The organism is Streptacidiphilus jiangxiensis (genome assembly GCF_900109465.1).
Classification (GTDB): Bacteria; Actinomycetota; Actinomycetes; order Streptomycetales; family Streptomycetaceae; genus Streptacidiphilus; species Streptacidiphilus jiangxiensis.
Window position 1 is genome coordinate 1 of the sequence record NZ_FOAZ01000028.1, and the last position, 24,500, is coordinate 24,500.

22 protein-coding genes are annotated in these 24,500 nt (G+C 72.9%); 11 read left to right on the forward strand and 11 right to left on the reverse strand.

Annotated features, from left to right (window positions below; genetic code table 11):
• A partial coding sequence (locus tag BMY61_RS36810; RefSeq protein WP_075004204.1) for a TIM barrel protein occupies positions 1–609 on the reverse strand: 609 nt, incomplete at its 3' end.
• A gap of 24 nt (positions 610–633) precedes the next feature.
• On the opposite strand from BMY61_RS36810, the gene xylB reads away from it, so the two are divergent.
• The gene (gene xylB, locus BMY61_RS36815; protein ID WP_042460947.1) at positions 634–2,124 is read left to right on the forward strand and encodes a xylulokinase; all 1,491 of its coding nucleotides are present in this window, start codon (positions 634–636) and stop codon (positions 2,122–2,124) included.
• 90 nt (positions 2,125–2,214) lie between these two features.
• Entirely contained in the window at positions 2,215–3,492 is a 1,278-nt protein-coding gene (locus tag BMY61_RS36820; protein WP_063773414.1) for an ROK family protein, read from the forward strand.
• A 139-nt stretch (positions 3,493–3,631) separates the two neighbouring features.
• Here BMY61_RS36820 and BMY61_RS36825 read toward each other — a convergent pair whose 3' ends face one another.
• From BMY61_RS36825 to BMY61_RS48685, 3 genes are all read right to left on the reverse strand, one after another.
• Positions 3,632–3,958 carry a DUF6401 family natural product biosynthesis protein gene (locus tag BMY61_RS36825; RefSeq protein WP_042460953.1) on the reverse strand — a complete coding sequence of 109 codons (327 nt, stop codon included), beginning with the start codon at positions 3,956–3,958 and terminating at the stop codon, positions 3,632–3,634.
• A gap of 99 nt (positions 3,959–4,057) precedes the next feature.
• Positions 4,058–4,879 carry an ArsR/SmtB family transcription factor gene (locus BMY61_RS36830; RefSeq protein WP_236656678.1) on the reverse strand — a complete coding sequence of 274 codons (822 nt, stop codon included), beginning with the start codon at positions 4,877–4,879 and terminating at the stop codon, positions 4,058–4,060.
• A 65-nt stretch (positions 4,880–4,944) separates the two neighbouring features.
• A complete protein-coding gene (locus BMY61_RS48685; protein WP_342342549.1) occupies positions 4,945–5,823 on the reverse strand; it encodes a DUF998 domain-containing protein in 879 nt (292 codons plus the stop codon).
• A 262-nt stretch (positions 5,824–6,085) separates the two neighbouring features.
• Here BMY61_RS48685 and BMY61_RS36840 point away from each other — a divergent pair, with 262 nt between their 5' ends.
• Positions 6,086–7,765 carry a hypothetical protein gene (locus BMY61_RS36840; protein WP_042460956.1) on the forward strand — a complete coding sequence of 560 codons (1,680 nt, stop codon included), beginning with the start codon at positions 6,086–6,088 and terminating at the stop codon, positions 7,763–7,765.
• A gap of 185 nt (positions 7,766–7,950) precedes the next feature.
• Here the strand turns inward: BMY61_RS36840 and BMY61_RS36845 are convergent, their stop codons facing one another.
• Complete coding sequence (locus BMY61_RS36845; RefSeq protein ID WP_236656679.1) at positions 7,951–8,640, reverse strand: response regulator transcription factor; 690 nt, start codon at positions 8,638–8,640, stop codon at positions 7,951–7,953.
• Positions 8,637–9,491: a sensor histidine kinase gene (locus tag BMY61_RS36850; protein WP_236656680.1), complete on the reverse strand. Its 855-nt coding sequence runs from the start codon at positions 9,489–9,491 to the stop codon at positions 8,637–8,639. The genes BMY61_RS36845 and BMY61_RS36850 overlap by 4 nt, the downstream gene beginning before the upstream one ends.
• A gap of 140 nt (positions 9,492–9,631) precedes the next feature.
• On the opposite strand from BMY61_RS36850, the gene BMY61_RS36855 reads away from it, so the two are divergent.
• Both BMY61_RS36855 and BMY61_RS36860 read left to right on the forward strand, forming a co-directional pair.
• Positions 9,632–10,363, forward strand: coding sequence for an ABC transporter ATP-binding protein (locus BMY61_RS36855; RefSeq protein WP_042460967.1), 732 nt, complete (start codon positions 9,632–9,634; stop codon positions 10,361–10,363).
• On the forward strand, positions 10,360–12,684 hold the full coding sequence (locus BMY61_RS36860) for an ABC transporter permease (RefSeq protein WP_042460970.1): 2,325 nt from the start codon (positions 10,360–10,362) through the stop codon (positions 12,682–12,684). The genes BMY61_RS36855 and BMY61_RS36860 overlap by 4 nt, the downstream gene beginning before the upstream one ends.
• A gap of 114 nt (positions 12,685–12,798) precedes the next feature.
• On the opposite strand, the gene BMY61_RS36865 is transcribed toward BMY61_RS36860, so the two are convergent.
• Entirely contained in the window at positions 12,799–14,394 is a 1,596-nt protein-coding gene (locus BMY61_RS36865) for a sialidase family protein (RefSeq protein ID WP_063773416.1), read from the reverse strand.
• A 210-nt stretch (positions 14,395–14,604) separates the two neighbouring features.
• Here BMY61_RS36865 and BMY61_RS48910 point away from each other — a divergent pair, with 210 nt between their 5' ends.
• Both BMY61_RS48910 and ssuE read left to right on the forward strand, forming a co-directional pair.
• Positions 14,605–14,688 carry a putative leader peptide gene (locus BMY61_RS48910; protein WP_143094708.1) on the forward strand — a complete coding sequence of 28 codons (84 nt, stop codon included), beginning with the start codon at positions 14,605–14,607 and terminating at the stop codon, positions 14,686–14,688.
• A gap of 165 nt (positions 14,689–14,853) precedes the next feature.
• Positions 14,854–15,405, forward strand: a complete 552-nt coding sequence (ssuE, locus tag BMY61_RS36870; protein WP_042460973.1) for an NADPH-dependent FMN reductase — start codon at positions 14,854–14,856, stop codon at positions 15,403–15,405.
• A 164-nt stretch (positions 15,406–15,569) separates the two neighbouring features.
• Here ssuE and BMY61_RS36875 read toward each other — a convergent pair whose 3' ends face one another.
• The 4 genes from BMY61_RS36875 to BMY61_RS36890 all read right to left on the reverse strand — a co-directional run bounded on the left by BMY61_RS36875 (position 15,570) and on the right by BMY61_RS36890 (position 18,832).
• Positions 15,570–16,352, reverse strand: coding sequence for a DUF1684 domain-containing protein (locus tag BMY61_RS36875; protein WP_042460976.1), 783 nt, complete (start codon positions 16,350–16,352; stop codon positions 15,570–15,572).
• Between the two features lie 283 nt (positions 16,353–16,635).
• Positions 16,636–17,352, reverse strand: coding sequence for a TVP38/TMEM64 family protein (locus tag BMY61_RS36880; RefSeq protein ID WP_075004205.1), 717 nt, complete (start codon positions 17,350–17,352; stop codon positions 16,636–16,638).
• Complete coding sequence (gene tenA / locus BMY61_RS36885) at positions 17,340–17,993, reverse strand: thiaminase II (protein WP_042460979.1); 654 nt, start codon at positions 17,991–17,993, stop codon at positions 17,340–17,342. Before tenA ends, BMY61_RS36880 begins: the two co-directional genes overlap by 13 nt.
• Before the next feature lie 56 nt (positions 17,994–18,049).
• Positions 18,050–18,832: a DUF4389 domain-containing protein gene (locus BMY61_RS36890; protein WP_042460982.1), complete on the reverse strand. Its 783-nt coding sequence runs from the start codon at positions 18,830–18,832 to the stop codon at positions 18,050–18,052.
• A gap of 452 nt (positions 18,833–19,284) precedes the next feature.
• On the opposite strand from BMY61_RS36890, the gene BMY61_RS36895 reads away from it, so the two are divergent.
• From BMY61_RS36895 to BMY61_RS36910, 4 genes are all read left to right on the forward strand, one after another.
• On the forward strand, positions 19,285–20,625 hold the full coding sequence (locus BMY61_RS36895) for an NsdA family TPR-like regulatory protein (RefSeq protein ID WP_075004206.1): 1,341 nt from the start codon (positions 19,285–19,287) through the stop codon (positions 20,623–20,625).
• Between the two features lie 141 nt (positions 20,626–20,766).
• On the forward strand, positions 20,767–22,188 hold the full coding sequence (locus BMY61_RS36900) for a family 2B encapsulin nanocompartment shell protein (RefSeq protein ID WP_143094705.1): 1,422 nt from the start codon (positions 20,767–20,769) through the stop codon (positions 22,186–22,188).
• A 14-nt stretch (positions 22,189–22,202) separates the two neighbouring features.
• Complete coding sequence (locus BMY61_RS36905; protein WP_236656600.1) at positions 22,203–23,342, forward strand: family 2 encapsulin nanocompartment cargo protein terpene cyclase; 1,140 nt, start codon at positions 22,203–22,205, stop codon at positions 23,340–23,342.
• Between the two features lie 104 nt (positions 23,343–23,446).
• Complete coding sequence (locus BMY61_RS36910) at positions 23,447–24,328, forward strand: geranyl diphosphate 2-C-methyltransferase (protein WP_201777640.1); 882 nt, start codon at positions 23,447–23,449, stop codon at positions 24,326–24,328.
• Positions 24,329–24,500: the final 172 nt, after the last annotated feature.

Genomic DNA, 24,500 nt, shown 5'->3' on the forward strand with positions numbered 1-24,500 from the left:
CAGGGCGTGGCCGACGGTGGGCAGCAGGATGTCGCCGCGCGGCTCGTTGGGCTTGGGCTCGATGGCGAAGCGCAGGTCGTAGCCCTGGGTCTCGACGTACTCGCCGAGCAGGTCGAAGGCTTCCTTGAGCCGGTCCAGGGCGACCCGGACGTCCTTGGCGGCGCCGGACTCGGCGCCCTCGCGTCCGCCCCAGGCGACGTAGACGGTCGCGCCGAGTTCGGCGGCGAGGTCGATGTTGCGGATGGTCTTGCGCAGGGCGTAGCGGCGCACGTCGCGGTCGTTGGCGGTGAAGGCGCCGTCCTTGAAGACGGGGTGGGTGAACAGGTTGGTCGTCGCCATCGGCACGCGCAGGCCGCTCGCGTCGAGGGCGGACCGGAAGCGCTTGACGGTGGCCTCGCGCTCGGCCTCGGAGGCGCCGAAGGGGATCAGGTCGTCGTCGTGGAAGGTGACGCCGTAGGCGCCGAGCTCGGCCAGTCGCTGCACGGACTCCACCGGGTCCAGGGCCGGGCGGGTGGCGTCGCCGAACGGGTCGCGCCCCTGCCAACCGACGGTCCACAGGCCGAAGGTGAACTTGTGCGCGGGAGTGGGGACCAGGCGGTCGCTGCTCATCTGTGGCTCCAGCCTCTATTCGTCATGGCACTGAACAAATTAGTATGCGAGGACCGGGATGGGAAGCCCGGGGCACAGTCGGCGAAGGGAAGCACCGTGCGGATCGTGATCGGCGTGGACAGTTCCACGCAGTCCACCAAGGCGCTGGCGGTCGACGCCGACACCGGCGCCGTGCTCGGCGAGGGCCGGGCCGAGCACACCGTCAGCACCGGGCCGGGCCGGGAGAGCGATCCGGAGCAGTGGTGGCAGGCCCTGGAGCGGGCGGTCGCCGCCACCGGCCTCGCCGACCGGGCCGAGGCCGTCTCCGTCGCCGCGCAGCAGCACGGGCTGGTCACCCTCGACGCGGCCGGACGGCCGGTGCGCCCTGCGACGCTCTGGAACGACGTGCGCTCCGCCCCGCAGGCCGCGGAGCTCGTGGCCGAGCTCGGCGCCGACCGCTGGGCGAAGCAGGCCGGCACGGTGCCGACCGCCGCGTTCACCGCCGCCAAGTGGGCCTGGCTGCGGGCCACCGAGCCCGAGTCGGCGGCGCGCACCAGCGCCGTGCGGCTGCCGCACGACTACCTGACCGAGCGCCTCACCGGCGAGGCCACGACCGACCGCGGCGACGCCTCCGGAACCGGGTGGTGGACCCCGGACGGCTACGACACCGAGCTGCTCGACCGGATCGGCCTGGACGCCGCGCTGCTCCCGACCGTCCTCTCCCCCGGCGCCGTGGCCGGGCTGACCCGTGGCGGCGGACCGCTGCCGGCGGGCCTCCCCGTCGCCACCGGGACCGGCGACAACATGGCCGCTGCCATCGGCCTCGGCCTGAACGCCGCCGACGCCGCGCAGCCCGTCCTCAGCCTCGGCACCTCCGGCACGGTCTACGCCGCCACGGCCGGCCGCCCGCAGGACCGCACCGGCACGGTCTGCGGCTTCGCGGACGCGCTCGGCGGCTGGCTGCCGCTGGCCTGCACCCTCAACTGCACGCTCGCCGTCGATCGGATCGCCGCGCTGCTGGGCCTGGACCGCGAGGCGGTCGAGGCGGGCGGCAGCGCCGTCGTGCTGCCCTACCTGGACGGCGAGCGCACGCCCGACCTCCCCGGTGCCAGCGGCCTGATCCACGGGCTGCGCCACGACACCACACCCGGCCACCTGCTCCAGGCCGCCTACGACGGCGCCGCGCACGCGCTGCTCACCGCGCTCGACGAGGTGCTGCGCGCGGGCGGCGCGAGCGACGACGCCTCGCAGCCCCTGCTGCTGATCGGCGGCGGCGCGCGCGGCCGCGCCTGGCAGCGAACGGTCCGGCGGCTGTCCGGGCGGCCCGTCCGGGTCCCGGCCGCGCAGGAGCTCGTCGCGCTGGGCGCGGCCGCCCAGGCGGCGGCCCTGCTGACCGGGGAGAGCGCCGACGCGGTCGCCCGCCGCTGGCGCACCGCCGACGGGCCGCTGCTCGACCCCCTGCCCAGGGACGACGCGGCGCTCGAACGGATCACCGATACGCTGCACCGGGCGGACGCGTTGCAGCGTTCGCTCTGACCGGACCAACGGGACCGACCAGGACGGGAGAACCGCGCCTTGCCCACCGCACTGCCCTCCGGGTCACGGGGGCCCGCATCCCAGCAGGGGATGCGCCGTCAGAACCTGGCACTGGTGCTGTCCACCGTCGCCGGATCGGCCCCACTCTCGCGGGCCACCGTCGCCGGGCGGGTCGGCCTCACCCGGGCGGCGGTCTCCAGCCTGGTCGACGAGCTTCTCGGGGCCGGGCTGCTGGTCGAGGGCGAGACCGCGCCGAGCGGCAAGGTGGGACGGCCGGGCCGCGCGCTGAGCCTGAACGCCGACGGCCCGGCCGGACTCGGCCTGGAGGTCGGGCCCGCGCACCTCGGCGCCTGCGTGGTGGACCTGGCCGGCGGGACACGCGTCTGGCACCGCGTCCCCGCGCTCAACCGCTCCCGCCCGGCCGGACAGGTGCTCACCGAACTCGCCGAGCTCGCGGGCAGGGCCACGGCCGAGGCCGAGGCGCTGGGCCTGCGGATCGAGGGCACGGTCCTGGCCGTCCCGGGCGTCCTGGGCCCCGGGCCCGGCCACGGCGACCCGGGCGCGGAGCAAGCCGCCACCGACCGGCACGGTACCGAGCGCGACCCCGCCGACCGGAACGCCGTCGGACGGGCTACCGCCGGGCAGCGCGCCAGGGGCCGGGAGGCGCACGAGTGGGTCGAGCACGCCCCGAACCTCGGCTGGCACCACGTCTCGCTCGCCGACCACTGGCCCGCCGGGCCGTTGCCCGTCCCGGAGCTGGAGAACGAGGCCAACCTCGGCGCCCTGGCCGAGCTCTGGAGCGGCGGCGAGAGCGCCGACACGCTCGTGCACGTCTCGGCCGAGACCGGCATCGGCGCCGCACTGCTCATCGACGGTCGGCTCTTCCGTGGCGCGGCCGGCTACGCGGGCGAGCTCGGACACGTGCCCGTCCACGCCGACGGTCCCCGCTGCACCTGCGGCGCGCGCGGCTGCCTGGAACAGTACGCGGGCGCCCGGGCGGTGCTGCGCGCGGCGGAGATCCGCGGCACGCACCGGGACCCGGTGGCCGCGCTCGTGGACCGCGCCCGCGCCGGGCACGCGCCCACGCGCGCCGCCCTGCGGCGCGCCGGGGAGGCCTTCGGCATCGCGCTCACCGCGGCCGTCAACCTCGTCGACCCGGCCGCCGTGGTCCTGGGCGGCGCCTACGCCGAACTGTCCGAGTGGCTGCTGCCCGCGATGGCCGACGAGCTCGCGGTCCGGGTCCGTGTCCGGCCCTGGGACCCGGACGCCCTGCGCGCCTCCCGGCTCGGCCGCCGCGGCCCGCTCCTCGGTGCCGCCCACGTCACGATCCAACGGATCGTCAACGACCCGGCCCGCCTGTGGGACTGATCGGCCGACCGGTCCTCCCACGCGGCTGAGCACCGCCGCACCGCCGGGCACCCGGGAGGGAGGCCTTCGGGGAGACGCTGGAGCCCACCATCGGGGGGACGGCGTGCTCGCCGCGATGACCCGACGGTCCTCACGGGTGTCAGTGGACGTCCGGCTCCAGCAACCGGTGCTCGCGCACCAGCCAGCAGACGGCGGTGAGCCGGCACACGGCGTAGTCGTGACCGACCGGCTCCTGCCAGCCGATCTCCTCGAGCGCGTCGAGGAAGCCCAGCGCGTAGTCGGAGAGGTCCTCGGGGTCCGGTGCCTCGGCCGACAGGTCGGGCGAGGGGCCCCGCAGGCGTGCGCGGAGCTCGGCGACGTGCTGGTCCACGGCCGCGACGAAGCCGGGCTCGAACGCGAACTCGGCGAAGCGCGTGCCGTACGCGTCGGCGAGTCGAGCCAGGGGCGCGAACCGTATCTCGGACATGCGTTCCAACATACGGTCCGGGAATCGGCCTGTGACCGGCCGAACGCCCACCGGTCGTGAGACCTTCGGCACACCGGCGGGCGGGGTGTCCGGCCTGGATCACGCCTCCTTCGGCGCCATCTCCCAGGGCCGCTGCGGCAGCGCCTCACCGGTCTCCAGCAGCGACTTCAGGTTGGCCAGGACGGCCGGCCAGCCGTGCGAGACGTCGCCCAGCGCCTTCGCGTCCGGCAGATTCTCGTGCGTGACGGTGAGCCGCACGATGTCCTGGTACGGCTCGACGAGGAAGGTGACGACGGACGGACGGGGCTCGGCCGCGTCCGTGCCCTCCTCGCCGAAGGTGATCACCAGGCGCGTGGGCGGATCGGCGGACAGGACGCGGCCGACGACGTCCGCGACGCCCGAGCCGTCGGTGCGCACGTGCTCCCAGCGCGAGCCCTCACGCCAGTCGGAGACGTTGGCGTGGCCCCAGTAGCGGGCTGTGAGGTCGGCGGAGGTCAGGGCGGACCAGACCTGCTGGGCGTCGGCACGGATGTAGGTCACGTAGACGTAGCTGGGCACGGAACCGGGTCCGGCGCTCATGGCTTGCTCCTCTGCCAGGTGCTTGACGACGCTGATCGTCCGGAGTCGGGGCCGGTCGAATCCCGAGATCCACCGCTCCTCGATCTCGTGGATCGGCGCGGGGTTGAGGTAGTGGAGCCGCTCCCGGCCGCGGCGGACCACGACCACCAGGTTCGCCCGCACCAGCAGGTCGAGGTGCTGTGTCGCCGACTGGCGGGTCATCGCGAGGCTCTCGCACAGCTCGCGCAGCGTCCGGCCGTTCTGCTCGCGCAGGCGGTCGAGCAGCAGGCGCCTGGTCGGATCGGCCAACGCCTTGAACGCCGCGTCGAGGCCGTCCGGGCCAGGAGGCGGGGGCAGGCTCACACCTCGATTATGCAGGTATTTGCCTGCCTGTTGTCAACGCCGACCCCCGCGTTCTTCCCCTCGCGTCAGGACCAGGTCGCCGCGTCACCGCCGACCCAGGTGACCTGCGCCGGGTCGTCGAGGTTCACGTCGTGGTGGCCCCGGTCGCGGCACAGGCGCAGCACGTCCTCGGCGCGGAACGCCGGACCGGCGTCGTAGCCCTGGATCTCGACGCGGCGGAAGGGGCGGGGGCCCGGCACGACCGCGTGCACGGTGACCAGTGTCTTCGCGCTCATGCCTCCAGCCTGCACCCGACCGTCACCCCAGGCATCCCGGACCGCCGCCGGATCCCGCCGCGCGAGGCCGACCGGCGCCCGCCCCGGCAGGCCCGTCAGCAGGCACGAGGCCACGACGAAGAGCGGCCAGAGCGCCTGCCCCGCCGTCAGCACGCGCTCGGCGACACCGGCGTCACCGTGCCCCCAGAGCTCCTCGAGGAACCAGAGCGCGCCGAGCAGGAAGAGCGCCGTCACCATGCCCGCCAACATCGGGCGCAGGCCCCAGGCGGAAGGCTGGCGACTTCGACGGGCGGCGAGCGCGGGCCAGAGCGCGAGGAGGGAGTAGCCGATCACCACACCGGTGCTGTGCCGCATGGAACCGCCGCTCATCGGCACGGGCGACAGGGCGACCAGGATCGCGGTCGCTCCCCCGGCCCCCAGCGCGATCCGCCCGGCGGCACCGGCGGCTCGCAGCCCCAGCGCAGTGACGAGGTGGCACACCCCGAGCACGCCGATGGCCCCGGCCATCAGCCAGGGATCGACGGCACCGGCACCGGCGAGCTCGCTGATCGTGTCCGTGAACGGGTCGTAGCCGGGCCCCTGCAGCCCCGCGGCGACGACCCATCCCGCGACCAGCACCACCGGTGCGGCGCTCGACGACACCACCGCCCACCAGGCAACACCACGCATCGGACCACGGTAATCACGGTCCAGCCGAAATCACCACATTTGTCCTGTCGTGCTCATGGCGTGTCGCGAAGCGTCCGCAACCGTCCCGTGCATCCGGGATAACACCAACTGCCTTGCAGGAAAACAGGAATATCGAACTGAAACGGAGTCAGACACTTCCCTCGACAAAGCTCACAGCCATCACCTAGGTTCACGAACGGCTTGAGATCCGGTACCACAGCACCGCCGCGGCAGCGTCGCCGCAGCGGAGAGGGAGGAGCTCGTGGGTCCACGGAACGTCAAGAAGAAACTTCTGATCGGCTGTTCGGCGCTCACCGCGCTGGCGGCCTTCACGGTGACCCCGGTCGCGGCCAGCGCCGCGACGGCCACGCAGAAGGCGGCGCCGGCCTCCGCCGCGACCGCGCAGACCGCGCGCCACAACTGCGGCAGCAACATGAGCTGGTGCACCGAGGTCGAGGACAGCGAGACGGTCTTCGGTGACGGCCACTACGTCGGGCACGACGAACCGTCCGTGCTCTTCTACAGCAACCAGGCCGGCGCCGGTAACGACAACACGTACACACTTCGCCTGCCCAAGGACCCGAAGACGCCGCCGAAGCAGGACGGCTCCGGCACCACCTGGAACTTCCAGCTGCACCCCGCCTTCTGGTTCGGCATGGCGATGTGCGACGACCAGTCCGCCCCCGGGCCCGCCAGCGGCAACGCCGCCTGCAAGCCCGACTCGGACAGCAACATCTACAACGACAGCGACCCGGCGTCGCCCCACTACATCGGCAAGCACCCGGGCAGCGCGTTCATGGAGATGCAGTTCTACCCGCCCGGCTGGGTCCCGTGGCCGGCGGGCAACAGCTGCGACGCGACCCAGTGGTGCGCCGCGCTGAACATCGACAGCCTCTCCCTGGACTACAACAAGGGACTCCAGAACAACAACGCCTGCCTGAACGAGGCGGGCGTCGAGTATGTCAACTTCGCCTTCCTGACCAGGAACGGCCAGTCGACCTCCCCGGCCGACCCGACCAACAACAACCGCTTCAACCTCGACGCCGCCCACGACTTCTTCATGAAGTCCGGCGACAAGCTGAAGCTGCACATGTTCGACACCAGCGCCGGGTTCAAGGTCGAGGTCGACGACCAGACCACCCACACGCGCGGCTCCATGACCGCCTCCGTGGCCAACGGTTTCAAGCAGGTCAAGTTCGACCCCTCGGCGACGAGCTGCACCACCATCCCGTCCGCCTACCACCCGATGTACTCGACCTCCAGTGAGCAGACCCGCGTTCCGTGGGCGGCCCACTCGTACAGCACGGCCTACTCGGACGAGACGGGCCACTTCGAGTACTGCGCGGCCGCGGACCCCAGCACCGGCAACTGCACGCAGGCGGCCGGCAGTGCGACGCTGGACGCGGACGACAACGGGTGCTTCAACCCGAGCGACTCCACACTCGTGCGGATCGGCGGCTGCCTGGGCAACTCGCCGACGGACGACGACTACAACGGCGTTCCGTACCAGCTGACCTGGCCGGGCACCGGCTCACCAGGAGTCGACCGGGCCACGAAGCCGACGCCCATCATCTTCTCCAGCCCGACCTTCCGTGACGGCCGGCAGTTCCAGCGGGTGGCGTTCGAGACGGACCTGCCGCGCATCGAGGACAACGACACCCTGCCCGTGCCGTGCAACCGCACGACCGGCGCCCACTGTGTCAACCCGCCGCCCGGCGCCCAGTTCTACCCCTTCTTCTCCACCATGCGCCAGGACGGCTCGTGCCTGTGGCAGGAGGGCGGGGCGAACATCCCCGGCACGAAGAACAGCTTCGGTGGCAGCAGCCAGGCCGAGTTCGGCGGCCTGGTCCAGCTGGCCTACCCCGGAGTCGGTGGACCCCACTTCGTCTACAACGACTTCCGGAACGTGCTGGACACCAACCCGTGCCGGTCCTCCCAGTAGGGGCGGCCCGACGGTAGCGACGCAACGGTAGGAGGTGTCCGGGCCCGTACGGGCCCGGACACCTCCTCCTTGCTCAGCCGAGCTCCGCGCAGAGGTCCTCCGTGGAGCCGTCGTGCGAGGCGACGTACGGGTGGTGCGCGGCGTCGATCTGGAGCGTGAGCGCCCCGCGGCGGAGCCTCACGCTCCTAGGTCCCCGGTCGGACCAGGCCGGACTCGTACGCCAGGACCACCGCCTGCGCCCGGTCCCGCAGGTCCAGCTTGGCGAAGATCCGCGCCACGTGTGTCTTCACCGTCGCCTCGCTCAGGGTCAGCGCCTCCGCCAGCTCGGCGTTGGACAGGCCGCGGCCGACCAGGGTGAGCACCTCGCGCTCCCGCGGAGTGAGCGGGGCCAGGGATTCGGCGATCTCCGGGACCCCCGGCTCCGGCGCGGCAAAGCGTTCGACGAGGCGGCGGGTGATCGAGGGGGCGAGCAGCGCGTCGCCGGTGTCGACCAGCCGGACCGCCGCCGCGAGATGAGCAGCCGTCACATCCTTGAGCAGGAAGCCGCTCGCGCCCGCGGCCAGCGCCGCGTAGACGTAGCGGTCGAGGTCGAAGGTGGTGAGCATCAGGACCCGGCAGGAGGGGTCGTGGGCGAGGATCCTGCGGGCGGCCTCCAGGCCGTCGAGGTTGGGCATGCGGATGTCCATCAGCACGACGTCCGGCCGCAGTCGCCGCGCCGCTGCAACCGCCTCCACGCCGTCCGCGGCCTCGCCGACCACGTCGATGCCGCGGCTGGTGAGGATCAGGCGGAAGCCCGTGCGGATCAGCTCCTGGTCGTCGGCGATGACGACCCGTGGGGCCCGCTGCTCGGTGCCGGTCACGTCAGCGCCGGTCACGGCCGCTCCAGCGGGATGCGGGCGCGGACGCGGTAGCCGCCGCCGAGGCGGCGGCGGGCGTCGAGGTCGCCGCCGTAGACGGCGACCCGCTCGCGCAGGCCCATCAGGCCCCGCCCGGCGCCAGGGTTCGCCGTAGGGCCGGGCGGAGCGCCACCCGCCAGTACGCTGGCGCCGGTGGTGAGCACCTCGACCCGGAGCGAGGTGTCGGCGTAGCGCACGGTGACCTCCGCCCTGCCCCCGTCGTCGCCGTGGCGCAGCGCGTTGGTGAGGGCCTCCTGGACGATCCGGTAGGCGGTGACGTCCACACCGGCGGGCAGGCTCCTCGGCTCGCCCAGCACGCGGACCTCGACCGGGACCCCCGCGAAGGACACCTTGTCGACGAGTGCGCCGAGCCGGTCCAGTCCGGGCTGCGGCGCCAGGTCGTCCGCGAGCGCGGGCTCCTCGGCGGCGGCAGGGGACGGCTCCGAGCCGTCCTGTGCCGGGGCCAGCAGGCCCAGCAGGTTCCGCAGTTCGGTCATGGTGTCGCGACCCGCGCCCTCGACGGCGCGCAGCGCGGCGGCCGCCTCGTCCGGCAGCGTGGTGAGGACCTCGCGGGCCGCACCGGCCTGGACGACCATCAGGCTCACGTTGTGGCTGACGATGTCGTGCAGCTCCCGGGCGATCCTGGCGCGCTCGGCGGCGACCGCGTCCCGCGCGGCGTTCTCCCGCTCGCGCTCCAGCAGCCAGCCCCGGTCGCCGAGCGCCCGCCGCCGGGCGCGACGCTCCCGCGCGTACCCGAGGCCGAACCAGCCCGCGGCCAGGCAGGCGGCCACGAGCGCCGCCGCCATCCAGTCCACCACCGATGCCCCCACCCTCCCACCTTTGCAGATCTTGGAGCGATCGCGCGTCATACGGCGGGTGCAGCGCCGTACCACCACGGGATGACCCCCACGCCGCGGTTGCATCCGCAGTGGGATGCCGCGGCCCCGAGGCGGACCGTAGCTTTCCCGTCATGACGAGTGGATCAGTGACCGGGCCCGGGACGGGCGAGGACGAACCGCGGCTGGTGGTGCGGCTGGAGGACGTTCGCAAGGAGTACGGCGACCACCACGCGCTGAACGGCGTCTCCCTGGAGATCCGCAGCGGTGAGGCGGTCGCGGTGATGGGCCCGTCCGGCTGCGGCAAGTCGACGCTGCTGAACATGGTGGCCGGACTGGACCGGCCCACCTCCGGGCGGGTCACCGTGCACGGGGAGGACCTGACCGGACTGAACGAGACGGGCCTCGCGCTGTTCCGCAGGCGCCGCATCGGCATGGTCTTCCAGTTCTTCAACCTGCTCGACGACCTGTCCGCGCTCGACAACGTGGCGCTGGCCGCCCAACTGACGGGCACCCCCGCGCGGCAGGCGCGGCGACGGGCCCAGGAGCTGCTGGACGAGCTCGGCATCGCGGACCGCCGCAACGCCTTCCCGGCCGTGCTCAGCGGTGGGGAGCGGCAGCGGGTGGCGGTGGCCCGGGCGCTGATGAACCGCCCGGCGCTGCTGCTGGCCGACGAGCCGACGGGAGCGCTGGACAGCCACTCCGGCGAGCAGGTGATGGACCTGCTGCTGGACCTCAACCAGATCGGGCAGACCCTGCTGCTGGTCACCCACGACCCGCGGCTGGCGACGCGGTGCGCCAACCGAGTCGTCGACCTCGCCGACGGCCGCGTCGTCGGCGAGCGCAGCCTGGAGCGTGCCGGATGAGGGCCGTGTGGCAGGCCGCCCGCGCGGCGGTGCGGCGGCGCAGGCTGCAGACGTCCGTCATCGCCCTGGTGGTGCTGGTCTCGACGATGACGATCGTGGTCGCGCTGGGACTGCTGGACGCCGCCTCCGCGCCGTTCGACCGGGCCTTCGCCCGGCAGCAGGGCGCGCAGCTGACCGCGACCTTCGACACGGCGAGGGTGGATGCGGCGCAGCTTGCGGCGACGGCCCATGCCGCGGGCGTCGTGGCGAGCGCGGGGCCCTTCGCACAGGCCGTGGCGACCCTGGACCGGCCGGTGACGATCAACGACGCGGGCCCGGTGACGGTCGTGGGCCGGGCCGATCCGGGCGGTCCGGTGGACCGGGTGAACCTGTGGGCGGGCCACTGGGCGACCGGCCCGGGCGAGGTGGTGTTCAGCTCGCCACCGGGGATCGGCGGCGAGGGCAGGCGCTCGGCACTCGGCGCGCAGATCACGCTGTCCGGCGTCCGGTTCACCGTGGTCGGGCTGGCCTCCAGTGTGAGCCGGACCGCGGACGCCTGGGTCGCACCGGACCAGATGGCGGCGCTGCACCCGTCCTCCGCGCAGATGCTCTACCGCTTCGCGCACGCCGCCGACGACCGCGAGACGGCGGGCGACCTCGCCGCCGTCACCGGCTCGCTGCCGCCCGGCGCGCTCACCGCCTCGCAGTCCTACCTGAGCCTGGAACAGCGCGCCGAGCACACCCCGAGCGCCTTCGTGCCGTTCCTGATGGTCTTCGGCGTGCTGGGCCTGCTCGTCGCGGCGCTCATCGTCGGCAACGTGGTGAGCGGCGCGGTGGTCTCCGGGTTCCGTCACATCGGTGTGCTGAAGGCACTGGGCTTCACCCCGAACCAGGTGGTGGCCGTCTATCTGGTGATGGTGTCCGTGCCCGCGCTCGTCGGCTGCGTCCTGGGCACCGTGCTGGGCGACCTGGCGGAACAGCCGCTGCTCCGGCAGATCTTCAACGGCGTGGACGGCACCGAGCTCGGCGACAGTGTGGGCCTGAGTCCCTGGGTGGACCTCGTCGCCCTGCTGGGCGTCCCCGCGCTGGTGCTGCTCGCGGCGCTGCTGCCGTCGCTGCGGGCCCGCGCTCTCCCCGCCGCCCGCGCGATCAGCGCCGGCAGCGCCCAGCGCACCGGCCGCGCGCTGCGGATCCAACGGCGGCTGACGGGCTCCCCGTTGCCGCGCTCGGTCAGCCTCGGGCTCGGCCTGCCCTTCGCCCGCCCGGGCCGCAGCCTGCTGACGCTGGCGGCGGTGGTGCTGGGCGTGACGACGGTGACCTTCTCGACCGGCCTGGCCTCGACGGTCACCGCGTTCGGCACCGCGGCCGAGGGCGGTGGCGCCTACCAGGTGGTCGTGAACGCGGGCCGCGCGGACGTCGGGATGACCCCGCCGACCCACACCGCCGCGCAGATCGGACCCCTGCTGAGCGGCCTGCCCGGAGCGAGGCAGGTGACGCCGTCCGCGTACGTGCCGGTGCGCCTGCCCGGTGTCGCCCAGGGGATGAACCTGCTCGCCTACCAGGGCCTCTCCTCGGACCTGGGCACCCTCGTCGTCGACGGCCGCTGGTTCGACGGACCGGGTGAGATCGTGGTCTCCCCCGGCTTCCTGACCCTCCACGCCGCCGCCGTGGGCGACCGTCTGACGCTGGCGACGGCCGGGCGGACGGAACAGGTCACCATCGTCGGCGAGACCCTCACCGGAGACCCGGACTACGTCTCCACCGACTGGTCCACCGCCACCGCGCTCGACCCCGCCGTCACCCCGCGCCAGTTCCTGGTGAAGCTCGCCCCCGGCACGGACGCGGCCGCGTACCAACGCGCGGTCCGCGCGGCGGACCCCGGGCTCCACCCCTCCGGCAAGGACACGGTCAACGCCGGCGCGATGACCGCCGTCGGCTCGGCGTCCGTGCTGAGCCTGCTGCTGGGCACCGTCGCGGCACTGGGCGTGTTCAACACCGTGGTGCTGAACGCGCGGGAGCGGCGGCGGGATCTCGGGATGCTCAAGTCCATCGGGATGACGCCACGTCAGGTCACGGCGATGATGGTCACCTCGATGGCCGCGCTGGGCCTGGCGGGCGGCGCGGTCGGCGTCCCCCTCGGCATGCTGGCCCACCGCCTGATCCTGCCGGTCACGGGCCAGGCCGGCGGCATCGACTTCCCCGCGTCGATGCGGGAGGTGTGGCACCCGGGCAACCTCGCACTACTGGCCCTCTCCGGCGTGGCCCTGGCCGCGCTGGGCGCGCTGATCCCGTCCCGGTCGGCGGCGCGCGTGACGATCGCCAAGGTGCTGCACAACGAGTGAGTGGCACTGACTGGGGGCGCGAGCAACCACTGACGTGCGGATGGCCCTGGACGTCGAGGGCCATCCGCCTGTCAGTGGCTTGTCGAGCAGTCGCTCGCGCCCCTGATGGTGCAACTACCTGCGGAGGCGGTTGAAGATCCGTCCCGCAACTGTCGGCACCGCCGGGGCGACGTAGTGAGCAGCCGCCGCCGGGCCGCGCAGTGTCTCGGCGGAGAACAGGCCCGAGAACGCGTCCGCGATGTTCACGCCCGCCGCCGTGGGCGCCGTGTTCGTCTCGACGAGGATCGGACGGACGAACGGACCGTCGGTCGTGATGCCCTCGTAGTCACCGAGCATGTGGCCGCCGGCGTTCGGGGCGAGCAGCCAGTCGAAGACCGGCGTGATCTGACGCTCGACGGGGGTGGCCTCACCGCCGCGCGGGAAGGTCAGCAGCCAGCCGGCCGTCGGGAGGGTCGTGGTGTTGCCGGGCTGGAGGTAGCGCAGGTCGTAGTAGGTGACCGCGACCGTGCCCTGTGAGTCCACCGCGATGGACGGCGTGAACGCCGGGCTGCCCGGGGACTGGTTCAGTCGGACCGGCTTCGACCAGGTGCGGCCGTGGTCGCTGGAGTGGACGAGCTGGATCTGGTCGTAGGCGCCACCGGTGAAGTCCGAGCCCTCGTAGGCGAGGTAGAGCTCGCCGGTGCTCGGGTCGACGGCGACGCTCGGCAGCCCGCCGCCCGCGCGCAGTGCCTTGTTCGGGTCGTTCGGCGCGTTCGGGTCGACCTCCGCGACGGAGGTGTCAGTGGTGACCCGGACCGGCTTGGACCAGGTGCGGCCCTGGTCGTGCGAGGCCACCATCGCGTAGTGCGAATCGAGCGCGGTGTTCGCGGTGGCGTCGGTGTAGGTGATGTCGTTGAAGAAGTCGTAGAGCGTGCCGGTGTGCCGGTCCACGACGATGACGTTGCCGATGGTCTGCGAGTTCGGGACGACCGAGGTGTCGACGAACGGGCGGGCCTTGGACCAGGTGCGGCCGCCGTCACGGGTGATGGAGAGGTACGCGGGGCCGGTGAAGCTCGCCTTCGGGCCGCTGGTCTGGTCGAGGCGGTCCCAGACCTGGTAGGCGACGCCCGGGTGCAACGGGTCGGCGGTGACGGAGTTCTTGTCGTTGCCGATCGCCGGGTCGTTGTCGTCGATGAGCTTGGTGACGTGCTTCCAGGTCCGTCCGCCGTCGTAGGAGGTCGCCGCCGCGACGCCGTTGCGGTTGGTGGTGTCGTCGAAGACGAGCGCGCTGACGTAGGCGGTGCCGTCGGGACCGAAGCTGACCCAGGCGTCGGAGGCGCGCTGGTAGTCGAGGCCGCCGGGGGCGCAGTGGGTGAACGGCAGGGCCACGTGGTGGAAGTGGCGGCCGTCGCTGCTCCAGCTCTCGGCGGTGCCGCGGGCGCCGCCGTTGGACCAGCGGTCCTGCTGGTAGACGGCGATGACCTGGTGCGGGTTGCGCGGGTCGGCCGAGACGTAGGGCTCGTCCGCGGTGCCCGGGTAGTTGGTACCGCTGCCGTCGGCGCTGATGTCGCAGCCCGCGTAGGGGTCGCCGGGCGAGACGGCGCCGAGGTAGGTGCCGTGGCTGTGGCCCGCCGCCGGGGCCTGGCCTGCGGCGGCCTGTCCGGCGGCGGTGGAGACGACGGCCAGCGCGAGTGCGGTCGCGGTGACGGTGGCCCTGGTTCGGATGCGCATGAAACCCCCGAGTTGGTCGGATCACGACGGTCTGGGCTCTTGCTGCACCGCGGGCCTGACGGCCCGTCGGACCGCACGAGCCTACCGGTCCCCGGGCCGCGTGCACACCATCAACACCACGCCGAGGGGTGCAGACACCCGGCCGCCGCGGTGAAATTCGAAACAATTCCGTCATTGACGCCGGGCGGAGACGGCTGACATTCTGGCTGCGTGAGTCAGTTCGAGGTCCTCTTCGCGCGCCTGCACGTCGATCTGCGACGTCAGGCCAGCGCCATCTGTGCCTGCGGCCGCTGACGCCTTCCGCGTCGCGCCCAGCACGGCTCTGACCTGCTGATCTCCTTCAACCGAGTTCCGGCTGGAATTCCCTTTTCGCACCCCCCGCATTTTCTGCCGACCGACACCGTCGTCCGGTCGTTGCCCGCTGCGTGTTTCGCATTCGTTCTCTCCCGGGAGCCATTCGTGTCCACACTGCTCGTGATTTCCGGCAGCCCCGCCCGGTCGTCCCGTACCGCCCCGCTCGCCGGCCATCTGGCCCGGCGCCTGTCACTGAGTGGCTTCGACGTCGAGCACCTCGACCTGCGCGGGCTGCCGCCGGACGCCCTGCTGGAGGCCGACACCGCGCACCCCGAGGTGCGCCGGGCGCTGGACGCGGTCGCGGCGGCCGACGGCGTCGTGGTGGCCACCCCCGTCTACAAGGCCTCCTACACGGGCCTGCTCAAGGCCTTCCTCGACCTGCTCCCCCAGGACGGCCTGGCCGGCAAGACCGTCCTGCCGCTGGCGACCGGTGGCACGATCGCCCACCTGCTCAGCATCGACTACGCGCTGCGTCCGGTCCTGAGCGCCCTCGCGGCCCGGCACGTGGTGGGCGGGGTCTTCCTCCTGGACCGCACCATCGTGGCCCGTGGCGCCGACGCGGTGGAGCTCAGCCCGGAGACGGAGCAGCGGCTCCTGGAGGCCGTGGACGCCTTCGTGGACGCCCTGCCGACCAGCCCGGTCCTCGCAGCCGCCTGACCGGCCGCCCCTGACCGGAGAACGGATGCCCCACCCCTGGGCCGCGCACAGATCCCTGTGCGCGGCCTCAGCAACGCACCCTCCGGGCACCGTGGGTGACGGTTCGTCACGGAGTCGACGGCGAACGCCGCGTCGGCCGACGCGGCGTTCGCCGTCCCGTGGGCCTACTGGCGCTGGACCTGACGCTCGCCGGCGCGGACCGCGAGGGGGAGCCGGTTGCCCGGCGGGGGGAACGGGCAGAGGAAGTGGTCGGCGAAGGCGCACGGGGGCAGGTAGGCGCGGTTGAGGTCGAGGACTGTCGTGCCGTCGGCGGCCGGGGCGGGGAGTTCGACGAAGCGGAAGCGGTAGTTCTGCTGCTCCTCGTCGCTGAAGACCGCGCTCAGCGAGCCCGTCGTGCCACGGCCGACCGCCAGCGTGTGGGCGGTGCCGTCGGCGGCGGTGAAGGCCACCGTGCCGGCCAGGGCGAGGCCGCGGTCACGGCCGTCCGCGTTGGGGACCGGGACGGTCTGCTCCTCCAAGTAGGGCACGAAGCGCGCCGCCAGGGCCCAGGACGGGTCGTAGGGGTGGGCGGCGATGCCTGCGAACGACGCGCGGGCCGGAGCGGCGGGGTCGAAGACCCGGACCGCGTACTCGCCGTCGCGCAGGATCAGGCTGAGCCGGCGGCCGCCGTGGGTGATCCGGGACGGCCGCTCGGCGGTGTCCGGGCACAGGCGCACCGTGCTGTCCAACGGCTCGTCGTCGACGGCGAGTCCGTCGTGACGGGTGGCGGTGAGCGTGACACAGGAGCCGCTCTCGTCCAGCTCCCACCGCCCCGGCACGCCCGGCACCCCGGTGCCCAGGTCGCGCAGCCAGTGCGTTCCGGTGAGCGACAGCGGGCCGTGCGGCGCGCGGACGGTGATGACGCGCTGGTCGAGCCAGTTCTTCCAGGCGTCCTGGGCCGTGGTCATGGGGTCGCTACCTCGTTTCGGTGACAAAGGTGAAGGGGGCGCACGGCAGCGGCAACACGCGAGGAATCGCTCGGCCCATGACGAGGGCTCACAGGAGGTCTCACGAGTGAGGGCTCACGAGGAGAGGAAGGCCGGGCAGGGCGGCCCGCTACCGAGTCAGCGGAGGACGGACGTCAGGCGCGACACGCCGCGGACCACACACGACCGAAGTCGATGTGGCCTCGGATGACGAGACGCTGCTCGGTGTTCACACCGACAGTTGACCAGCGCCGCGACCTGCGCGTCAACCGCCGTCCACGAGGTGGTGCGGCGCCGACGCGGGGGCGGAGGCGCGGCGGGCCCGCGGCAGCAGGCTCACACCGCCCAGCAGCACCAGCGCGCCGAGCGAGGTCCAGGTGCCGGTCGTGCTCGGCGCCGACGCCGTCGCCCCGGCGAGCACCAGGGCGGCCGTGCCGGGGATCACGCCGAGGGCCGTCGCGGCCGCGAAGGGCGCGGGGCGGGTGCCGCCGATCGCGCAGCCGTAGTTGATCGCGGCGAAGGGCAGGACGGGAAGCAGCCGCATCGCGAGCACCGCACGGAAGCCGTGGTCGCGCAGTTCGCGGTCGAGCGTGGCGAAGCCGCGTCGCTCCAGGAACGCGAAGCGGCGGCCGCGCAGCGCCGCGCGGCCGAGCGCGAAGGAGGCCGTCGCGCCCAGCGTGGTCGCGGCGACCGCCAGCGGCAGGCCCACCGCCGTCCCGAACCAGGCGCCGGCCGCGAGGTTGAGCACGGGCTTGGGCACCAGCACGACCGTCGCGACGGCGTAGAGCAGCACGAAGACCGCGCCCGCGAGCAGCGGGGGCAGTCCCGCCAAGGGGTCCGACCCGGCCACCGCGTGGGCGACGAGCCGTTGGGCGCTCGTCGCACCGACGGCGACCAGGACGCCCACGGCGACGACGGCGAGTCCGGCCGCACCCACCAGCATCCCGGCGCGGCCCGGACGCCTGAGACTCAGACGGGCCAACGCTCGCCCCTCCATGCGGCGTCCCAGAACATCCACTCGTAGCGGGAGGAGGTCACGAAGCACTCGCGCGTCCGGCGCCGTTCGGCCGGGGAGATCTCCTCACCCAGCGCGTCCGTCAGCGCGAGCACGCGCCGCACCACGGACTGGAAGGCCTCGTCGCCGTAGGCGGCGATCCAGCGGGCGTAGAGGGGGTCGGGCGAGGACTTCTCCACCAGGTGCTCGCCGACCCGGGCGTAGATCCAGTAGCAGGGCAGCACCGCGCCGACGGCCTCCGCGTAGCTGCCGCCGTAGGCGGCGGCGAGCAGGTGGGTGGTGTAGGCGCGGGTGGTGGGGAGGACCAGCTCCCGCAACGGTTCGTCGCCCAGCTCGGCGCCGAAACCGGCGAGCATCTCCTGCTCGGCGGCGAGCGCGCCGACGGCGTCCTCGACGAAGGCCCGCAGGGCCGCGGACTCCGGCGCGCGGGCGCCGCACAGGGCCAGGGCGCGGGCATAGTCGCGCAGGTAGAGGGAGTCCTGCTCGACGAAGTGGCGGAACGCGGCGCGCGGCAGCGTGCCGTCGGTGAGCCCGCGGACGAACGGGTGCTCAAGGATCTCGGCGTAGATCGACTCGATGTCGGACCACAGGTCGTCGGTGAGACTCATGCCGCCGACCCTGCCACATCCGGCGGCGCGCAGCCGCATCGGGCCGCAGGGCGGACTCAGCGGGTGGCGTTGGTGGTGACGGTCGTGGTGGACGAGTTGTCGCTCTGCACCGTGGAGCTGACTCCGCTGCTGACCAGGCCCAGCACCAGGAACGCGACGAGCAGGGCCTTGGCGCCGCCGGACAGCAGCAGTGGCCGGCTCGCCGAACGCCGCTCCACCAGCGCGAGGGACTCGTCGCCGAAGAGCCGCTTGGGATAGGCGGCGGTGAGCATGGTCCAGTAGGCGCTGAACCGCATCGTGTAGCGGGCCGTGGCCGCCGTCGCACCGAAGATCGGCTCCGGGAGCCGGCCGAGGACCAGGGCGATCAGCCAGAAGAAGAAGCAGAGCACGTACCAGCCGGTCGTGACCAGGCTCTGCACGATCGCCGCCGGGATGGCGAGGATCAGTCGGAAGAAGACGGCGAGCCGGTTCAGCTCGGCGGGCCGGACGTCGACCTGGACCGGGTAGCTCGGGGCGTCGAAGCCGAAGGGCGGGTACGGGTCGACCAGCAGCGTGCTGTAGGCGAAGACGCGGGTCTGGTAGACGAGCAGCCCGGCGAGGTAGCGGGCGACCGGTCCCGGCAGTCGGCCGAGCACGAGGGCGGCGAACCAGCCGAAGACGACGACGAAGAAGCCGATGAAGCCGAGGACGGCCAGCACGATGTAGTGCGGGACCGCCAGCAGCCAGCGCAGCAGTACGGTCCAGCGCCGTTGGGCGTCGGGTGCGGGCAGGTCGAGCTCGGGGAGCACCTCGCCGTAGGGCGTCGGGGGCGGCGGCGCCCACAGCTGCTGCTGCGCCATCGGGGCGTCCCTTCGTGTCGGGGGCGTGGGACCGTCAGGATCGCCCGGGAGCAGGCACGGCGCGCGCGGTACTGGACCGGATGGCGGAGGGGGCGCGCACTGGTTTACGCGCGCCCCTTGCTCACCTCCCCGCGCACCGGTCACCGTCGGCCACCACCCGCGCGCTCCCGGCCCGGGCCGACCGAACATGATCATTTGCGAGCGAGCGGCAATGCTGGATGATCACTCCGCCGCCCTGCTCGTCGTGTACACGTCGAACAGCCTCGAACGCTCGACCGAGTACGAATTGTCATGCGCAGCGCGCGGCTCGCAGGTGCGCCGGGGCGCACTCCGATGCGCCGCGCCCGGCACGCGTCGCCGCAGGCCGGACGGTTCATGAATCGGACGAGGAGACCGCGAGCGCTCCGCTCGCCACCCGCCACCCGCCACCCGCACCGGAGGACTGCACCCCGATGGCGCCACGCCACCCCAACGTACGCCTGCGCGCACTCGCCCACGAGGCCGGCTGGAGCGGTGCCGCTCTGGCCCGCGCCGTGAACCGGGCAGGGGCCGAGATCGGCCTGACGCTGCGTTACGACCGCACCTCCGTCGCCCACTGGATGGCGGGCACCCGACCGCCCGCCGACGTCGCGGCCGTCGTCGCGGAGGCCCTGGCCCGCCGGCTCGGCCGCCCGCTGCGCCCCGCCGACGCGGGCCTCGCACCCGAGCCGCCCGAGCGGGTCGCGGTCGCCGCCGCACGTCCCGCCCTGGTCGAGCTCGCCGAGCTGGACGCGGTCCAGCCGCGCGCCCGCCCCTACCGGCTCGGCGCCGCAGAGCCGCCGCTCACCCCGCCGCTCCCGCCCGTCGCGTCGGTCGTGTCGGTCGCGCCGGTCGGGTCCGCGCCGTCGGGCCGCGCGCACCACCGGGGCCCGGCGGGCGAGCGGGTCACCGTCGCCCATGTCCGGGCGGCGCAGAACATGCTGCACACCTTCACCGTGGTGGACTCCGCCTACGGCGGCGGGCACTCCCGGGCCGCCCTCACCGGCTTCCTGCGCAGCAGCGTCGCCCAGTGGCTCGCGGCACCCGCCGCGCCCCGCACCAGACGCGAGCTCCTGCTCGTCGCCTCGGCGCTGACCTGCCTGGCCGGCTCGATGTGCCACGACGAGCAACGCCACGGCGTCGCCCAGGGCTACTACCTCGCCGCCGCGCGGCTCTCGGCCGAGGCCGACGACGCCCCCGGCCAGGCCGCCGCGCTGCGGGCCCTCAGCATGCAGGCCCACGAGCTCGGACACCGCGACCACGCGCTCACCCTCGCCGAGGCCGCCACCAGCCACCGGTCCCGGCTCCCCACCTTGCTCGCGGCCGCCGTGGTCGGTCAGTTGGCCGTCGCGGCGGCGGGCCGCGGCGAGCGCAGGCGGGCGCTCACCGTGCTGGAACGTTCCGCCGAGCTCCTGGGTCGCGCCGACGCGGGCGGCGACTACCATCGGGCCGCCCACGAGCACCATCAGGCCGAGGTGCTCGACGCGCTGGGCGACCGTCCGGGGGCGGTGGCGGCGTTACGCCGCTCGGTCCGGTTGCGCCCGTACGAGGAACGCCGCGCCCGCGCGGTGAGCAATGCCCGCCTGGGCGAACTCCTTTTGGACGGCGGCACGCTGGAACCCGCCTGCGCGGCCTGGCACGCCTTCCTCGACGACTGGCCGCTGTTGCGCTCCGCCCGGGCCGACCGCGCCGCCCGCACCCTGCGCAGCCGCCTGCGCCCCTTCCACGCCACCGCGCCCGGACGCGGCGTGCTCACCCGCCTGCAGGCCCTGTAGCGAGCGCTTCGACGTCGCCTTCAACGTCGTCGAACTTTCAACGTCGCAGCAGCGCGAGCCAGCCCCACGGCCAACTCCTGTCCCGCTTACTGGATTCAGGACCATTCACCGGAACACCGGACCAGCCAGGAGGTCGCACCCATGTCCATGGAGGCCACGGAGAGCCCCGCAGGGGTAGACGGAGCTCCCGACCAGCAGAGCCTCAGTACCCGCGCCGCGCGCAACCTGGCGACCACGACCAAGTCCACGCCACAGATGCAGGGCATCAGTTCACGCTGGCTGATGAAGAACCTGCCGTGGGTCAACGTCGCCGGCGGCACCTACCGGGTCAACCGGCGGCTGTCGCTCGCGGTGGGGCGCGGCCGGGTCGGCTTCGTGCAGGGCGGGGCGGACGACGTGCAGATCGTCCCGGAGACGCTCCGGGAGATCCCGGCACTGCGGGACTTCGAGGACCTGGCGGTGCTGCGGGAGCTCGCCTCGCGCTTCCAGGTGCGGGAGTTCCGCGCCGGTGAGGTGCTCGTGGAGGAGGGCACCCCGATCGAGGAGGTGTTCATCATCGCCCACGGCCGGATCAACCGGCTGAGCACGGGCAAGTACGGTGACACCAACCTGCTCGGCGTGGTCACCGACGGCGACCACCTCGGCGACGAGGCCGTGCTGACCAGCGACCCGCTGTGGCTCACCACCGCCCAGGCCTCCACGGCCGGCACCGCGATGGTGCTGGCCTGGTCCCAGGTGCTGGACCTGTTCGACCGGGCGCCCCAACTGCGCGACCACATCGACCGCTTCGTCACGGACTCGCAGCGCGCCACGAACAGCAAGGGCGAGGCCTCCATCGAGGTCAGCGCCGGTCACGACGGCGAGCCGGTCATCCCGAACACCTTCGTCGACTACGAACTCGCGCCGCGCGAGTACGACCTGAGCCTGACGCAGACCGTGCTGCGGATCCACTCCCGGGTGGCCGACCTCTACAACAGCCCGATGAACCAGACCGAGCAGCAGTTGAAGCTCACCGTGGAGGCGATCCGCGAGCGGCAGGAGTGGGAGCTCGTCAACAACCGCGAGTTCGGCCTGCTCCACAACACCGCCTACGACCAGCGGATCAGCACCTGGTCGGGCCCGCCCACGCCGGACGACATGGACCAGCTGCTCAGCATGCGGCGCAGCACCACCATGTTCCTGGCCCACCCCAAGGCGATCGCCGCCTTCTTCCGCGAGTGCAACCGGCGCGGGCTCTACCCGGACACGATCGAGCGCAACGGCCACCGGATCCCGGCCTGGCGCGGGGTGCCGATCTTCCCCTGCGGCAAGCTGCCGATCGAGGACGGTCACACCACCTCGATCATGGCGATGCGCATGGGCGAGGACAACCAGGGCGTGGTCGGCCTGCACCAGTTGGGCCTGCCCGACGAGGTCGAGCCCGGCCTCAACGTCCGGTTCATGGGGATCGACGAGAAGGCGATCATCTCCTACCTGGTCACCGCCTACTACTCGACGGCGATCCTGGTTCCGGACGCGATCGGGATCCTGGAGAACGTCGACATCGCGGCACCGCACGCGTGAGAACGGGAGCCACCATGCCGCACCTCGACGCCGACGTGCTCGGCCGCCTCCTGGCCGGTCCGGCGGGTCCGGGCACGACAGCCGTCCGCCTCTTCCGCGACGCCCTTGCGGCCGACCTCGACTCCGCCGCCGACACGCCTGACGCAGCTGCGGCACCTGCCCCGGCGTCGCCGTCGGCCGCCGAGCCGGCTTCGTCGGCGAGCGTCGTCGTGCCCGAGCTGTACTGCCCCAGGGCGGTGCGCGACGATCCCGTGCTCGGGCACGTCGTCAACGAGCGGCTGGTGGCCTGGGCGGAGGAGATGGGCCTGTTCCAGGGCCGGCTGGAACGGCTGCGCAAGCACGACTTCGGCCGGCTGTTCATGCTCGCCCACCCCGACACCGACGACCCGGACCGGCTGCTCGCCGCAGCGCGCTGCGGGCTGGCGGAGTGGGCGGTGGACGACCACTGGGTCGACGAAGGCGATGACACCAGGCCCGAGTTGATCGGTCTGCGAGTCGCCCTCGCCCACGCCGTGGTCGACCCGATCCGCCTGCCCCTGCGCTACGAGCCGGAGTTCGAGAAGGTCGTCGCCTCCGAGCCGGTGCTGCGCGCCTTCCGCTCCGCGCTCGCGCTGCTGGGGACGATCGCCAACCCGACCCAGGTGGCGCGCCTGCGCCACGAGTTGGCGGTGATGTTCGTCGGCTACGGCCAGGAGGCCGAGTGGCGGATGTCCGGGCGCAGGCCCGCGGTGTGGGAGTACCTGATGCACCGGTACGAGAACGCCTTCTTCCCGTGCATGGTGCTGGTCGATCCCGTCGGCGGGTACGAGCTGCCCGCCCACGAGTTCGCCGACCACCGGGTGCGCCGCACCTACCTGTACGCGGGCGTGGCCAACGTCCTGCTCAACGACCTGTACTCGATGGGCAAGGAAGACCCGACCGACACCAACCTGCCCAACCTCATCGCCGCCGAGGAGGGCTGCACGCTCCAGGAGGCCGTGGACAAGGCCGCGGCCGTCCACGACGAGCTGATGCACCTGGTCGAGGCGGAGTCCGCCGCGCTCAGCGCCCTCGGCTCGCCCGAGCTCAAACGGTTCCTGGCCGGCGTGTGGGCCTGGATGGGCGGCAGCCACACCTGGCACGCCACCAGCGCCCGCTACAACGGCGGCAGTTGACCAACCGGCAGGACCAGCGGGACCAGCAGGACCCGCAGGACCAGCAGCAAAGGCACCACCGGCACCACTTCACGATCACCGAGAACCGGAGAAGAACAGCTGTGATCCTCAGCGAGAAGACCACGCTCCCCTCCCAGGCCAACGGCACCGACCCCGTGCGCACCAGCCCGTACCAGGACTCCGTGGCCGCGTACTGGAACGCCGAGCGCAACCCCGTGAACCTGCGTCTGGGCGAGGTCGACGGCTTCTACCACCACCACTACGGCATCGGTGAGCCCGACTGGTCCGTTCTGGAGGGACCGCAGGACACCCGCGAGGAACGCACCGTCCGCGAACTGCACCGCCTCGAGTCCGTCCAGGCGCAGTTGCTGGCCGACCACCTCGGCCCGATCCCCGCCGACGGACGCCTGCTCGACGCCGGCTGCGGTCGCGGCGGCGGCAGCCTGGTCGCCAACCGGCGCTTCGGCTGCCGCGTCGACGGCATCTCCATCTCCAGCCACCAGGTCGACTTCGCCAACCAGCAGGCCAAGGAACACGGCGTCGACGACAAGGTCCGCTTCCACCTGCGCAACATGCTCGACACCGGCTTCGAGACCGCCGCCTTCGACGGCATCTGGAACAACGAAAGCACCATGTACGTCGAACTCGGCCTCCTCTTCGCCGAACACGCCCGCCAGCTCAAGCGCGGCGGCCGCTACGTCACCATCACCGGCTGCTACAACGACACCTACGGCCTGCCCTCGCGCGCCGTCAGCGAGATCAACGCCCACTACATCTGCGACATCCACCCCCGCAGCACCTACTTCAAGGAGATGGCCGCCAACCGCCTCGTGCCGGTCAGCGTCATCGACCTCACCGCCGCCACCCTCCCCTACTGGGAGCTGCGCGCCCGGACCCACCTGACCACCGGCATCGAGAAGTCCTTCATCGACGCCTACAAGGACGGCAGCTTCCAGTACCTCCTCATCGCCGCCGACCGCATCTGACCCACCCGTCGTCCACCGGGTCGGCGGCGCGCCGATAGCGAGGGCCGGGGCAATGTCGCCATAATCGGATGATCCGACGTGATCAATCGATATGTCAGCGACAACGCCCCGGCCCTCGGAGCGTGCGGCGGCCGGAGGGCAGGCGTTCGTGGAGCAGGGACGAGTGGAGCGG

Coding starts and splice junctions, on each gene's coding strand:
- xylB (WP_042460947.1), top strand. CDS start 634: ATGGCACTGAACAAATTAGTATGCGAGGACCGGGATGGGAAGCCCGGG.
- BMY61_RS36820 (WP_063773414.1), top strand. CDS start 2,215: ATGCGCCGTCAGAACCTGGCACTGGTGCTGTCCACCGTCGCCGGATCG.
- BMY61_RS36825 (WP_042460953.1), bottom strand. CDS start 3,958: ATGTCCGAGATACGGTTCGCGCCCCTGGCTCGACTCGCCGACGCGTAC.
- BMY61_RS48685 (WP_342342549.1), bottom strand. CDS start 5,823: ATGCGTGGTGTTGCCTGGTGGGCGGTGGTGTCGTCGAGCGCCGCACCG.
- BMY61_RS36855 (WP_042460967.1), top strand. CDS start 9,632: ATGACGAGTGGATCAGTGACCGGGCCCGGGACGGGCGAGGACGAACCG.
- BMY61_RS36860 (WP_042460970.1), top strand. CDS start 10,360: ATGAGGGCCGTGTGGCAGGCCGCCCGCGCGGCGGTGCGGCGGCGCAGG.
- BMY61_RS36865 (WP_063773416.1), bottom strand. CDS start 14,394: ATGCGCATCCGAACCAGGGCCACCGTCACCGCGACCGCACTCGCGCTG.
- BMY61_RS36875 (WP_042460976.1), bottom strand. CDS start 16,352: ATGACCACGGCCCAGGACGCCTGGAAGAACTGGCTCGACCAGCGCGTC.
- tenA (WP_042460979.1), bottom strand. CDS start 17,993: ATGAGTCTCACCGACGACCTGTGGTCCGACATCGAGTCGATCTACGCC.
- BMY61_RS36890 (WP_042460982.1), bottom strand. CDS start 18,832: ATGGCGCAGCAGCAGCTGTGGGCGCCGCCGCCCCCGACGCCCTACGGC.
- BMY61_RS36895 (WP_075004206.1), top strand. CDS start 19,285: ATGGCGCCACGCCACCCCAACGTACGCCTGCGCGCACTCGCCCACGAG.
- BMY61_RS36900 (WP_143094705.1), top strand. CDS start 20,767: ATGTCCATGGAGGCCACGGAGAGCCCCGCAGGGGTAGACGGAGCTCCC.
- BMY61_RS36905 (WP_236656600.1), top strand. CDS start 22,203: ATGCCGCACCTCGACGCCGACGTGCTCGGCCGCCTCCTGGCCGGTCCG.